The organism is Streptomyces sp. NPDC040610, assembly GCF_055594065.1.
In genome coordinates this window covers 431,430-445,087 of the sequence record NZ_JBVIXA010000008.1, presented here as the reverse complement: position 1 = coordinate 445,087, position 13,658 = coordinate 431,430, and the positions used below count along the sequence as shown (strand labels likewise).

The window sequence follows — 13,658 nt, the reverse complement described above, 5'->3', positions numbered from 1 at the left end:
TGCGCCCGTCAGTCGGCGAGCATCCGCGCGAGGCTGGCCAGGACCTCGGGGTCGTCGTCGAACGCGCCGTGCGTACGGGCGCCGGAGCTGAGCCCCGGCTCGCCCGCCGCCACGGGCGACCACACGGTGCGCCGCGGGTCCGCCGCGAGGAACGCCCTCAGGTCCTCGGAGTCCTGTCCGCCGAAGGCTCCGTCGGCGGTGTACCAGCGCTGCATGCCGGCGATCGGCGCGACGGCCGACTGCCGGGCGGGCCCGCGCTCCAGGACGCCGGAGATGAAGTACAGCAGCGACCTCGGGTAGAGCAGCGGCACCAGGTGGTCGGCGCGTTCGGCAGGGTCGGTCATCGTGAACATCCGCAGCCGGTCGAAGAGTTCACGGCGCAGCCGCACGACCGGCGCGAGCTGGGTGACGGTGCAGGCGGGCGCGAGGAGGACGACGTCGCGGACGCGGAAGTCGGCGGGCAGCGGGTCTTCGGCGGCGGCGCGCCTGCGGGCGAGGTCGGTGAGCAGGTTGCCGATGAAGACGGCGCCCGCGCTGTGGCCGACGACGGTGACCTTGGGGCGGCTGCCGGAGGCGAGGAGCTGGCTGAAGCGGTCCAGGAAGTAGCGGCCCGCGCGGATCTCGTCGGACGCCGCGAACGTGTCGGCCGTCTGCCGCTTCATGGCGTCCCAGACGGCGGCGCCCACGTTGGCGACGTAGAACTCCCGCAGGATCTCCTCGACGACGGTCGGGTACAGGCCGTGGTCGGTGCGCAGCCGGAAGCGGCCCACGACGGCGGCGATGACGCGCACGGTCTTGCGCACGAGGAGCGCGGAGGTGACGAGGGCGCGCCGGTTGCCCCCGTCGGTGTCCGCGGCGAGTTCGGCCACCGTGTCCGGTGACATGAGTGTGGCGACCGCCGCGCGCCCCCCGTCGATATCGCGCGCGGCGGTCGTCGTGGGCGCCGACCGCAGGACCGAGCCCACGATCTCCCGGTTGCGGTCGGCGAGTTCGGTGTCCGCCGACAGTTCGGCGGTGATGAGGACGCGTTCGGCCTCGCCGAGCGGTGGTACGGCGGCGGGCGGGGTCAGGCGGGCGTAGGGTTCCTGGCCGGTGCGCAGCAGGGCGAGTTCGGCGGCCACGGCCCGGGCGGGCGGGGCGGTGAGCGACCCCGCGGCGCGCTGGCCGGGGCGCTGGAAGACGACTCCGGCGGCGTAGCGGGTCACCCGGCTCAGGAGCGTCTGGAAGACTCCCTCGCTGAGGATCTGCGGCAGGTTGCCCTGCAGGGTCTCCAGGAGGCCGCTGCTCCACACGAAGAACACGGGCTCGGCGCCCGCCGCCTCGTACACCGGTGTGAGCCGCTCGGCGGTGGCGAACCCGAGCACGTCGTCGACGAGCCCGCCGTGGAAGTGCAGGACCACGCGCGGCCGGTCCTTGAGGCTCGCCACGAGCGCGTCGATGTCGTCGGTGCTGGTCGTGGCGAGCCGTCCGCTCGTCCCGCTGTGTACGCAGCGCCTGCGGGAAGGGTGCATGTCCGGACCTCCGGCCGATAGCCGCTCAGCAGGAGCCCCCCGTCGCAGAAGTCCCCCGACTCCTGCCGCTCCTGGCGCTGCCACCGTAGAACCGCCGCGCGCGCCGCGTCCTCGGGGACGGGCCCAGGGATTACCCCAAGGCGGGCGTTCCGCGCTCCCCCAGGCACTCCCGTACGGCCGCGACGAGGCGGTTGGCGCGCGCGTCGCCGTGCCCGATCATCTTGTTGGCGACGTACGCGAAGCCCACCCCGAACTCGTCGTCGCCGAAGGCGAACTGGCCGCCCGCGCCGTCGTTGGCGAAGCTGCGCGGCCCCAGGGCGGGGCGGAAGTCCGGGGCGTCGAGGAGGAAGCCGGAGCCCCAGCGGACCCCCATGTCGAAGCCGAGCCACGAGGTGCCGCCGGACTGCTCGCGCACCGCGTCGGTGACGGTCTCGCGGCTGAGCAGCCGCTCGGATCCGTCGACTCCGGTCGCGGCGGCCGCGTACAGCGCGGCCAGGCCGTGCGCCGAGGAGACCGCGCCCGCACCGGGGATCTCGGCGCCGAGGAGCGCGGGGTCGTTCCAGCCGTGCGGGACGTCGACACCGGGGAAGACGAAGGCGCCGTTCATGGTGACCATGCGGGTGAGCATCGATTCGGGGCCGGGCATCGGCGGCCTGCCCGGTGCCTCCACGAGCCGCGCCAGGGAGCCGCGTTCCCGCTCCGGCAGGCCGATCCAGGTGCGCAGGCCCAGCTTGTCGGCGGCGGCCTCACGGAAGTGGGCGCCCGGGGTGAGTCCGGTGATCCGGCGGATCACCTCGCCGAGGAGGAAGCCGAAGACGTGGGCGTGGTACTCGTACGTCTCACCGGGTGCCCACAGCGGTTCCTGCTCCTCGATGGCGCGCACCACCGGCGTCCAGGCGGTGATCTCCGCGAAGGCCGGGGAGGCGTCGAGGACGGGGAGCCCGGCGCGGTGGCCGAGCACCATGCGCGGGGTGATCGACTCCTTGCCGCCGCGGGCGAACTCCGGCCAGTACGTGGCGACCGGGGCGTCCAGGTCGAGGCGCCCCTGCTGTGCGAGCAGGTGGGCGCAGACGCTGACGATGCCCTTGGCGCAGGAGAAGACGGGGACGACGGTGTCCTGCTGCCAGGCCCGGCCGGTGTGCTGGTCGGCGACGCCGCCCCACAGGTTCACGACCTCGCGGCCGTCGACGAACACGGTGACGGCCGCACCGAGTTCGTCGAACTCGGCGAAGTTCGCCGCGAAGACGTCCGCGACCGCCCCGAACCGTTCGTCGGCCCATCCGCTGTGTTCCACTGCCCTGCTTCTTTCCTAGGAGACGGCGCTGACCAGGAAAGATGCCCGGTCGGCCAGGTGACCGCGCCACGGTACATGGCCCGGCCACCTACCTCCACCGGATTACTTCAGCCACTCCGCCTCGTACGCCGCGTACGTCCCGTCGTGCGTCGCGAGGTGCACGAACTGGTCGACGTACTCCCTGAATTGCGCGTCCGCACGCGGCACCGCGTAGGCCTTCTCGGCGAAGGTGAAGGGCTTCTCGGGGTGGAGCGAGCACAGCTCGGGGTGGATCTTCGCCTGGTAGCGGGTCTCGCTGGCGTCGGTCATCATCACGTCCGCGCGGCCGTCGATGATCTCCTTGAAGATCGTGGAGTTGTCCGGGTGCACGACGAGGGAGGCCCGCTTGATGTGCGCGCGGGCGAACTGCTCATTGGTGCCTCCGGGGTTGACGACGACCTTGGTGCCGGGCTTGTCGATGTCGGCCAGCGCCCCGTCCCCGAAGCGGGCCTTGTCGGCGCAGCGCACGACCGGCGTCTTGCCGTCCTCGCGGGTCGGTTCGCTGAAGGCCACCTGACGGGCGCGCGCCAGCGTGATGGAGACGCCGCCGACGGCGATGTCGCAGCGCCCGTCCGCGACGTCGTCGACGATCTCCTTCCAGGTGGTGGCGACGAACTTCGGCTCGGCGTCGAGGGACTTGGCGAGGTCGTGGGCCATCCTGATGTCGATGCCGCTGTACGTCCCGTCGGCCTCGCGGTGCGTGAAGGGGCGGTAGTCGCCGGTCGTGCACACCTTGAGGACGCCCTTCTTCGGCACGGAGTCGAGGAGGGTGGCCTTGCCGGGCGCGGGGTGGTGGCCGCGGCCCGCGTCCGGCGCCGCGGGGGCGGCGGCGGTGACGGCGAGCAGACAGACGAGGGCGGACAGGGTGGCGGCACGCTTCATGCGGGCTGTTCCTCTCGGGCGTCAGGCGCGGTGCGGGGTGAGCGGCGGCAGCAGGGCCGCCGTCAGGTCGGGGCCCGCGCCATCTTCGTACGCGTCCTCGTCGAAGGGGTACAAGGGCCGCTCCACGCGGTGGTGCTCGAGCCGCTTGAGGTCCTGGTCGACGCCGCCCGGGGTGAGCGCGAGCAGCCAGTCGGCCGCCATGTCGTACAGCTCCGGCTCCAGGTAGCCGATCTTCACGACGACCAGGTCGTACGTGCGCGGGTCGATGCCGAGGCCGCCCTCGGCCGGGCCCGTGAAGTCGGCCAGCGTGTGGAAGGGCTTGCGGCGCTCGACCAGGATCAGGGTGAGCCCGCCGGCCCGGACCGCCGCCATGTCCACGCCCCGGTCGTAGGCGCCGCCCTCGGCCCGGTCCTTCTGGTCGGTGGCGCGCTGCAACGCCTCGACGGTGCCGGTGAGTTCGTACGGTCCGCCGTGGCCCGCGTCGACCTTGCCGCCGACGGAGAGCGTCACCTCCGCGCCCACGCCCGCCTCGAAGCAGCGGGCGACCGCGACCGGGTCGGTGATGCCCGGGTGCACGGCGGTGACCTCGCCGGAGCGGATCGCGTCGTTCTCCAGGAGCTTGCCGAGCATGTACGCGAGGTCGCCCGCGCCCCCGGCCGTCGGGTTGTCGCCGGAGTCGCTGATGAGGAACGGCCGTTTCGTCGAGGCCACGGCCTGCTCGACGCACTCCTCGGCACTGCCGGTCGGGCCGACGAAGACGAAGTCGCGCCGGGCCTCCCAGTAGCGCAGGGCCAGCTTCCGCGCCTCGGCGGCGGCGCGCTCGGCGTCGTCGCCGGTGACGACGATCGCGGCCTGGCAGCGCGGCTCGTCCGCCCAGGCGTAGCCGACCCACATCGCTGCGTCGAGGATGCCGGGCAGCTTCTCTATGTCGGCGAGCGAGGCGTACAGGGACGCGGCGGGCTCCAGGCGGGTGCTGGTCTTCTCACCCGGAAGGAGGACGGGCACCTGCACCCAGGCGCGGTGCGGGCGGCTGCCCTCGCGCAGACAGCGCACCAGGTTGCGGGCCGCGCGCTCGCGGGTCTCCCAGGCGTCCTCGTGCGGGGCGAGGCGGTGCGCGGTGAGCAGGTCGACGGGCGCGGCGAAGCGGTGGGAGACGTTGCCGTGCAGGTCCATGGCGGTGGAGATCATGGGGCGGCCGGTGCCGTCGGGGGTACCGACGGAGTCGAGGGCCGCCCGGACAGCTTCGGTCAGGTCGGCCTCGGCGTCGGTGAGGCCGACGACGCTCATGGCGCCGTGTATGTCGTACACGAGCCCGTCGAGGGGGCCCGCCTGCCGGATGCGGGTGACCAGTTCGTCCTTGAGGGCCAGATACGACTCGGCCTCCACGGGCCCGCCCGGGAGCGCGGTCGCGTGCAGCAGGGGCACCCACTCGACGAGGTCCGCCAGGTCGGAGTCCGCCCGGGTCCAGGTGTAGCGGTCGAGGAGTTCCTGGCCGCGGGTCTGGCGGAAGTCGTCGGCGGTGGAGCGGTGCGGGCAGAACGTGGAGGACTCGATGCCGATGCCGCCGATGCCGACGCGCAGGCGGCGGTGGGTGACGGGCGGGGCGGTCGCGGGGGCGGCCGGGGCGGTGGTCATGCGGATGCGCTCTCTTCCTGGTCGGCGGGGGCGGAGGGCTCCTCGGGGGTGGAGTCCCGGGTGGGGGCGCCGGACGGGTCCCGGTCCGTGGCGGGACTCTGGGCGGCGGGCCCCGTCCGCAGATGACGGCGCAGGGCGGTGAGGCCCGCGCCGAGCAGCCCCGCGTCCGGTCCCGTCACCGTGGTGGTGATTTCCAGGTCGGCGGTGCACACGGGCAGGCAGCGCTCGTAGAGCACGCCCCGGACGGCGGCGACCAGCGGCTCGGCGGTGGCGAGGACACCGCCGAGGGCCACGGCCTGCGGGTTGAAGAAGTTCACGACGACGGAGAGCACCGCGCCGATGTGGCGGCCGGCGGTGCGCACCAGGGTGGTCGCCAGCGGATCGCCGTCCGCGACGAGCCGGAGCAGTTCGCCCGTGGTCGCCACCTCCACGCCCTGGCGGGCGAGTTCGCGGATCAGGGCGGCGCCGCTCGCGACGGTCTCCAGGCAGCCGATGTTCCCGCAGCTGCACGGCCGGTCGCCCGCCTCCTCGACGCGTACGTGACTGATGTCCCCGGCCGCGCCGTTCGCGCCGTCGTGCGGGCGGCCGGAGGCGATGACCCCGCTGCCGATGCCCCGGCCTGCCTTCACGACGACCATGTGGTCGAGCTCGGGGCGGGCCGCGGCGTGCTCGCCGACGGCCATCATCGTGGCGTCGTTCTCCACGGACACGGGCAGGCCGAGGCGATCGGCGAGGACCTCGCGCAGCGGGTAGCGGTGCCAGCCGGGCATGCGGGACGGGCTGAGGACGCGGCCCTCGCCGGGGCGGACGGGGCCGGGGAAGGCGACGCCGAGGGCGCGCACGGTGCGGCCCGCCGCGCGTTCCCGCGCGGCGAGTTCGGTGACGCGCTCGCACAGCCAGTCCACGGCCGACTCGGGTCCTGCGGTGATGTCGTGCGGCAGGTCGGCGGTGTCGCGGACGGTGCCGTCGAGGTCGACCGCGCCGAGCCGAGCGTGGTGGCTGCCGAGGTCGGCGGCGAGCGCGACGCCGCCCTGGGCGCGCACCCGCAGGAGCCGGGGGCGGCGCCCGCCGCGCGAAGCGCCCTCGCCGGACTCGGTGAGCACGCCGGCGGCGACGAGTTCCTGGACGCGCAGCGACACGGTGGACGGCGCGAGTCCCAGCTCCCGCACCAGGTCGGCCCTGGAGGCGGCCGCGCCCGACGAGACCAGCCGCACGATGTGCTGCGCCGATCCGGGTTCGCCGTGTGCGTTGCTGGCCATACCGACCCCGTTCGTTCGACGAGTTGCTTCGAGTACGAGCCGAACACTAGGTCGCGACGAACGAAGTTGACCAGACCTTCCAAGAAAGGCGCCCGAACTTCCGACCTTTCGCATTCTTTGCCGAACGAAGCTCTTGACTTGCTTTTCCTCGCAGGCCTAGCGTTCGGGCCTCCCTACCGCTCACGTGTACGGATCGGTCCCGGCAGTTCCTGGAGGCCCACCACCATGCGCTCACTCAAGGCAGCCGCAGCCGCAGGCCTCGTGCTCGCGGTCCTCACGGGGTGCACCCGCGAGGGCGGCCGCGTCGACATGGGTCCGACCGGCGGCGTCCCGGTCGAGGGCGGCACCGCGACCATGGCCCTGCCGCCCAACGCGACGCCCAACTGGATCTTCCCGATCGGCCCGCCGGGCTACGGCGGCTCGTACAACGCGGGCATCCAGTTCCTGCTGTTCATGCCGGTGTACGACGCCGTCCTCGACAAGGACAAGGGCGGGCTGACCACGCACGGGCCGAGCACGCTCGGCCTGAAGCCGAAGTACTCCGACGGCAACAAGACCGTGACCGTGCCGCTGCGCGAGGGCGTGAAGTGGTCCGACGGCAAGCCGGTCACGGCCCGCGACCTGGAGTTCTGGTTCAACCTCCTGAAGGCCAACAAGGCGAACTGGGGCAGCTACTCGGTCGGCACGATGCCCGACAACGTCAAGCGGTTCGAGACGCTCGACGACCACACGGTGCGGCTGCACCTGAGCCGGGCGTACAACCCGGACTGGTTCACCGCCAACCAGCTCACGCTGATGCGGGCGCTGCCCCAGCACGCCTGGGGCGCGAAGACCGACGGCGGCCCCGTCGGCGACTTCGACCGGACGAAGAAGGGCGCGAAGGAAGTCTTCGCCCGCCTCACCCGGCACGGGAAGAGCCTCGGTTCGTACGGCTCCGACCCGCTGTGGAAGACGGTCAACGGGCCCTGGAAGCTGGCGGGCTGGCGCGACAGCGGCCAGGTCACCATCGTCCCGAACGAGAAGTTCACCGGGCCGAGGTCCCAGCGCCCGCACCTGGACAAGGTCGTCTTCAAGCCCTTCACCACCGCCGACTCCGAGTACAACGTGCTGCGTTCGGGCGGCGTCGACTACGGCTACATCCCGCCGTCGGTCATGGCGCAGAAGGGGAAGTTCGAGGACAAGGGCTATCGCGTCGATCCGTGGGAGGGCTGGGCGGCGACGTACATCGTCTACAACTTCAACTCCACCCACGCGGGCCCGCTGATGCGTCAGCTCTACATCCGCCGCGCGATGCAGCACCTCGTCGACCAGAAGGCGATGAGCGACGTCATCTGGCAGGGCAGCGCGACGCCGACGCTCGGCCCGGTGCCGGTCACGCCGAAGAGCCAGTACCTGTCGAAGGCGATGGAACGCGATCGCTACCCGTTCTCCGTGGCGAAGGCCACGTCCCTGCTCAAGGCCCACGGCTGGGAGACGAAGGACGGCACCGCGCGCTGCGTACGCCCCGGCACGGGCGCCGACGAGTGCGGCAAGGGCATCGAGCGGGACGATCCCCTGGAGCTGACCCTGCTCTCGCAGTCGGGCTCCACGGAGACCACGAACATGATGCAGGAGCTGAAGTCGTCGCTCTCCAAGGCGGGCATCGATCTGACGGTCCGCCAGCAGCCGCTCAACTCGGTGCTCGGCAACTCCGTCCCGTGCACGGCGAAGGACCCCGGCTGCGACTGGGACATGTCCTTCTTCGGCACCGCGGGCAGCTGGTACTACCCGCTCAACCCGAGCGGCGAGCAGCTGTTCTCGACCGGCGCGTCCGCGAACTTCGGCAACTACAGCGACAAGAAGGCCGACCGCATCATCCGCGCCGTGCAGTACTCCCCCGACATGAAGGCCGTGCACGAGTACGGCGCCTACCTGGCCGACCAGCTGCCGGTGATGTGGATGCCCAACCCCGCGTACCAGGTCTCGGTGATCCGCAACGACCTGCGGGGCATCGAGCAGAACCCGACGGTCACGTTCGCGCCGCAGGACTGGTACTACGTCAAGAACAAGAAGGAGGCCGACAAGTGACCGGCTTTCTGGTCAAGCGCTTCCTGCAGGCGCTCGTCGTCCTCTTCCTGGTGTCGATCATCGTCTTCGTGCTCCTGCACATGCTGCCGGGCGGCCCCGCGCGCGCCATCCTCGGCCCGAAGGGCACCCCTCAGCAGATCGAGCAGTTCAACCACCAGCAGGGGTACGACCGTTCGCTGCCGACGCAGTACCTCATGTACCTGAAGCGGCTGTTCACCGGCGACCTCGGGGACTCGTACAAACTCAACTCGCCGGTCTTCGAGCTGCTCAAGCAGCGGCTGCCGAAGACGCTGCTCCTCACCGTCCTGTCGACCGCGCTCGCCGTCGTCATCGCGGTGCCGCTCGGACTCCTTCAGGCGGTCCGGCGCGGCAAGGCCTCGGACTACGCGCTCACCGGGCTCGCGTTCCTGTTGTACGCGACGCCGGTGTTCTTCCTCGGCCTCATCATGATCATCCTGTTCGCGCAGGTCTTCCCGGTCCTCCCGGCGGAGGCGCCGCAGGGCGAGTCGGTCGGTGAACTCCTCGGCGACTTCACTGGCCTGGTGCTTCCGGTGGTGACGATGGCGTTCGGCATCGTGGCGATGTTCAGCCGCTACATGCGCTCGGCCGTCCTGGACAACCTCACCGAGGAGTACGTCCGCACCGCCATGGCCAAGGGCCAGTCGAGCCGCCGCATCCTGGTCCGGCACGTTCTGCGCAACGCCCTCATCCCGCTCGCGACGCTGCTCGGCCTGTATCTGCCGACGCTGTTCAGCGGCGCGCTCGTCGTCGAGTCGATGTTCAACTACCCGGGCATGGGGCTGCTGTTCTGGAACGCCGCCCAGGGCTCGGACTTCCCCGTGCTGCTCGGCGTGACCCTCGTCGTCGGCATCGCCACCGTCCTCGGCTCACTCCTCACGGACATCCTGTACGCCGTCCTCGACCCCCGGATACGGAGCGTGGCATGACCACCACGACGGCCCCGCGCACCGCGCCCGGGCACGAGGAGGCCGCGCGGGCCACGCCCTCACTCGCCCGCCGCACCCTCCAGGTCTTCACCGGCAACAAGCTCGCCCTCACCGGCGTCGTCGTGCTCGCGCTGCTCCTGGCGTTCAGCTACCTCGGCCCGCTCCTGTACGACACCGAGCAGGTCCACACCGACCTGTCCCGGGCGAACCTCTCCCCCGGCACCGACGGCCATCTGCTCGGCACCACCGACCTCGGCTACGACATGGTCGGCCGCCTCATGGTCGCGGGCCGGACGTCCCTCGAAATCGGTCTGGCGGCAGGCCTGTTGGCCACCCTCTTCGGCACCGTGTACGGCGCCGTCTCCGGCTACTTCGGCGGCTGGGTGGACGCCGCGATGATGCGGATCACGGACGCGGCGCTCGCGATCCCCGCGATGTTCCTGCTCGTCGTGGTCGCCGCGATCATCACGCCCAGCAAGGGCGTCCTCATCCTCATCATCGCGGCCGTCGCCTGGCTGTCCCCGGCACGGCTCGTGCGCGGCGAGGCGCTGTCGCTGCGCAACCGCGAGTACGTCCAGGCGATGCGGATGATGGGCGGCGGGGGCGCACGGGCCGTCTTCAAGCACATCGTGCCGAACGCGATCGGCACCGTCATCGTCAACTGCACCTTCCAGATCGCCGACGCCATCCTCTACGTCAGCTACCTGGCGTTCCTCGGCCTCTCCATCCCGCCGCCGTCGGCCGACTGGGGCTCGATGCTGTCGGCCGGGATCACGTATACGCAGAACGGCTACTGGTGGCTGATCTTCCCGCCGGGCATCGCGATCGTGCTGGTCGTCGCCGCGTTCAACTTCATCGGCGACGGGCTGCGGGACGCGTTCGAAGTACGGCTGCGCAAGTAAAGGACCTCACAGACATGACGGAGCTTCAGCACACCGACGCCGCGCCGGCCACCCCCGCGCCCCTGCTCAGCATCGACGATCTGCACGTCGACATCACCTCGCGCGACCGCACCGTGCACGCCCTCGACGGCGTCGGTCTCGACCTCGCGCCGGGCGAGGCCCTCGGCATCGTGGGCGAGTCGGGCTGCGGCAAGACCATGACCGCCCTGAGCGTCCTCGGGCTCCTGCCGCCGGGCGGCGCCGTCACCGGCGGCCGGATCCTCTTCGACGGCCAGGACCTGGCCGTCGCGTCCGCGGCGACCCTCCAGAACGTCCGCGGGAACACCGTCGGCATGGTCTTCCAGGACCCGCTGACCTCGCTCAATCCCACGATGACGATCGGCGCGCAGGTCGCCGAACCACTGCTCCTGCACCGGGCGGGCATCGGCCGCAAGGAGGCGTGGGCACGGGCCGAGGAGATGCTGCGGCTCGTCGGCATGCCGCAGCCCGCCGAGCGCATGAGGAACTATCCGCACCAGCTGTCGGGCGGCATGCGCCAGCGCGTGGCCATCGCCATGGCCCTGGTGTGCGAGCCGAAGCTCCTCATCGCCGACGAGCCGACGACCGCGCTCGACGTCACGACGCAGCACCAGATCCTGGAGCTCATCGACAACCTGCGCCAGACCCTCGGCATGGCGATGATCCTCGTCACGCACGACCTGGGCGTCATCGCCAACCGCGTCGACCGCGTCGCGGTGATGTACGCGGGCAAGGTCGCCGAACAGTCCGACGTACGCGGCCTGTTCGCCCGCCCCCGCCACCGCTACACCGAAGCGCTGTTCGCCGCGCTCCCGGAACGGGCGGCGGACCGGGGCACCGAGCTGCACACCATCCCCGGCCTGCCGCCGAGCCTCACGGTGCGGCCGACGGGATGCCGGTTCGCACCGCGCTGCGCGTTCGCCACGGAGGTGTGCGGGGAGCGGGAGCCGGAGCTCGAGGCGGATGTGATGCCGGAGCCGGGTCGCGGGCCGGGCCTGGAGTCCGCTCTGGTCGACGAGGCTCGCTCGGGCGCGGTGGCGGAGGCCACGAAGGGGGCCGGGGCGGGCCACCGCTTCGCCTGTTTCCACCCCGTGCCGTACGGCGACGCGCCCGCCGAGCAGGTCGTGACGCCGCCGCCCGCCGCGACCACCGAACCCGGCGACGTACTGCTCGAACTCGACTCGCTGGTCAAGGAGTTCCCGCTCACCGGCGGGCCGTTCGCACGGCGCCGGGGCACGGTGAGCGCGGTCGGCGGCGTCTCGCTGACCGTCCGCAGGGGCGAGACGTACGGCGTGGTCGGCGAGTCCGGCTGCGGCAAGACGACGCTGGGCCGGATCGTGGCGGGCCTGGAGGAGCCGACGGCGGGGACGGTGCGCTTCGACGGCCGCGACCTGTCCGGGCTCTCGCGCGCCGAGCGCCGCGCGCACCGGCGCCGCGTCCAGCTGATGTTCCAGGACTCGACGGCGGCGATGGACCCCCGTATGCGGGTCGGTGAGATCCTGCGCGAGCCGCTGGTCATCCAGGGCATCGGCTCCCGCGCCGACCAGGAGCGGCTGACGGCCGAACTCCTCGACGCCGTGGGCCTGCCGCGCGGCGCCGTGCACCGCTACCCGCACGAGTTCTCCGGCGGCCAGCGCCAACGCCTTGGTCTCGCGAGGGCGTTGACGCTCTCACCGGACCTGGTGGTGGCGGACGAGCCGGTGTCGGCGCTCGACGTGTCGGTCCAGGCGCAGATCCTCAACCTCATGCGGGAGCTCCAGCGCGAGCGCGGCCTGACGTATCTGTTCATCTCCCACGACCTGGCGGTGATCCGCCATCTCGCCGACACCGTGGGCGTCATGTACCTCGGCAAGCTCGTGGAGTCGGGCCCGGCGGAGCAGGTGTACGCCCACCCGCTGCACCCCTACACGCGCGGCCTGCTCGACACGGTGAACGTGCCCGATCCGGCCGCGGCGTCCGGCGGGGACCGCGAGCCGCTGCGCGGCGAGACGCCGTCCGCGGCGAAGCCCCCGTCCGGCTGCCGCTTCCGCACCCGCTGTCCGTTCGCCGAGGAGGTCTGCGCGAGCACGGAACCACCGGTCAGCACCCCCAACGGGGCGGGGCATCAGGTCGCCTGCCACTTCCCCCTGGCCGCGCCTCGGCTAGCGTCGGCGGTATGAACGAGGTGGCGAGTACGCAGGCGGGCTCCGACAACGGCGGCTCCGCCCTGGCCACGGCGCTGGCACGCGGGCCGCTGGTCCTCGACGGCGGCCTGTCCAACCAGCTGGAGGCCGCGGGCCACGACCTGTCCGACGACCTGTGGTCGGCGCGGCTGCTCGCCGAACGGCCCGAGGCGGTGCGGGCGGCGCACCGGGCGTACTACGAGGCGGGCGCCGACATCGTGACCACGGCCAGCTATCAGGCCACGTTCGAGGGCTTCGCACGGCACGGCATCGACGCGGTCAGCACCGCCGAGCTGCTGCGCCTGAGCGTCACCCTCGCGCGCGAGGCGGCGGCGCTCACCGCGACGGAGCGCCCCCTGTGGGTGGCGGCGTCGGCGGGCCCGTACGGCGCGATGCTCGCCGACGGCTCGGAGTACCGCGGCCGCTACGGCCTGAGCGTCGCCGACCTGGAGCGCTTCCACCGCCCCCGTCTGGAGGTCCTCTCCGACGCGGCGCCCGACGTGCTGGCCCTGGAGACCGTCCCCGACCTCGACGAGGCCCGTGCCCTGCTGCGTGCGGTGCGGGGCCTCGGCGTGCCCGCGTGGCTGTCCTTCACCGTCACCGGCGGCCGCACCCGCGCGGGGCAGCCCCTCGCCGAGGCCTTCGCGCTCGCGGCGGACGCCGACGAGGTCATCGCGGTGGGCGTCAACTGCTGCGATCCGCACGACGCGGACACCGCCGTCCCGCTGGCAGCCCGCGTCACGGGCAAGCCGGTGGTGGTCTACCCCAACTCGGGCGAGTCCTGGGACGCGGCGAGCCGCACCTGGCAGGGCCCGGCCCGCTTCGCGCCCCGGCAGGCCGGCGCCTGGCGCGACGCGGGAGCGCGCCTCATCGGGGGCTGCTGCCGCGTGGGTCCCGAGGCCATCGCGAAGGTGGCGGAGGAAGTGCGCGGCTGAGGGCGTG

At 72.3% G+C, this 13,658-nt stretch carries 10 protein-coding genes; 5 read left to right on the top strand and 5 right to left on the bottom strand.

From position 1 onward, the window contains the following. Positions 1 to 8: 8 nt before the first annotated feature. The 5 genes from ACZ6AA_RS27660 to ACZ6AA_RS27640 form a co-directional block, all read right to left on the bottom strand. Entirely contained in the window at positions 9 to 1,511 is a 1,503-nt protein-coding gene (locus tag ACZ6AA_RS27660) for a hypothetical protein (RefSeq protein ID WP_471460634.1), read from the bottom strand. Positions 1,512 to 1,641: 130 nt separating this feature from the next. Next, positions 1,642 to 2,805 (bottom strand): serine hydrolase domain-containing protein, encoded by a 1,164-nt coding sequence (locus tag ACZ6AA_RS27655; protein WP_471460633.1) that lies wholly within the window; start codon positions 2,803 to 2,805, stop codon positions 1,642 to 1,644. 102 nt (positions 2,806 to 2,907) lie between these two features. Further along, positions 2,908 to 3,726: a transporter substrate-binding domain-containing protein gene (locus tag ACZ6AA_RS27650; protein ID WP_471460632.1), complete on the bottom strand. Its 819-nt coding sequence runs from the start codon at positions 3,724 to 3,726 to the stop codon at positions 2,908 to 2,910. Between the two features lie 21 nt (positions 3,727 to 3,747). Continuing rightward, positions 3,748 to 5,361, bottom strand: coding sequence for a M81 family metallopeptidase (locus ACZ6AA_RS27645; protein WP_471460631.1), 1,614 nt, complete (start codon positions 5,359 to 5,361; stop codon positions 3,748 to 3,750). After that, positions 5,358 to 6,620 (bottom strand): ROK family protein, encoded by a 1,263-nt coding sequence (locus ACZ6AA_RS27640; protein WP_468456556.1) that lies wholly within the window; start codon positions 6,618 to 6,620, stop codon positions 5,358 to 5,360. Before ACZ6AA_RS27640 ends, ACZ6AA_RS27645 begins: the two co-directional genes overlap by 4 nt. Before the next feature lie 225 nt (positions 6,621 to 6,845). Between ACZ6AA_RS27640 and ACZ6AA_RS27635 the strand changes: the two genes are divergently transcribed. The 5 genes from ACZ6AA_RS27635 to mmuM are packed head-to-tail and all read left to right on the top strand — an operon-like array spanning position 6,846 to position 13,651. Next, complete coding sequence (locus ACZ6AA_RS27635) at positions 6,846 to 8,687, top strand: peptide ABC transporter substrate-binding protein (protein WP_471460630.1); 1,842 nt, start codon at positions 6,846 to 6,848, stop codon at positions 8,685 to 8,687. Beyond that, the gene (locus tag ACZ6AA_RS27630) at positions 8,684 to 9,634 is read left to right on the top strand and encodes an ABC transporter permease (RefSeq protein ID WP_468482742.1); all 951 of its coding nucleotides are present in this window, start codon (positions 8,684 to 8,686) and stop codon (positions 9,632 to 9,634) included. Before ACZ6AA_RS27635 ends, ACZ6AA_RS27630 begins: the two co-directional genes overlap by 4 nt. After that, entirely contained in the window at positions 9,631 to 10,536 is a 906-nt protein-coding gene (locus ACZ6AA_RS27625) for an ABC transporter permease (RefSeq protein ID WP_468456550.1), read from the top strand. Before ACZ6AA_RS27630 ends, ACZ6AA_RS27625 begins: the two co-directional genes overlap by 4 nt. A gap of 14 nt (positions 10,537 to 10,550) precedes the next feature. Continuing rightward, complete coding sequence (locus ACZ6AA_RS27620) at positions 10,551 to 12,713, top strand: ABC transporter ATP-binding protein (RefSeq protein ID WP_471460629.1); 2,163 nt, start codon at positions 10,551 to 10,553, stop codon at positions 12,711 to 12,713. After that, entirely contained in the window at positions 12,710 to 13,651 is a 942-nt protein-coding gene (gene mmuM, locus ACZ6AA_RS27615; protein ID WP_471460628.1) for a homocysteine S-methyltransferase, read from the top strand. Before ACZ6AA_RS27620 ends, mmuM begins: the two co-directional genes overlap by 4 nt. Positions 13,652 to 13,658 lie beyond the last annotated feature (7 nt).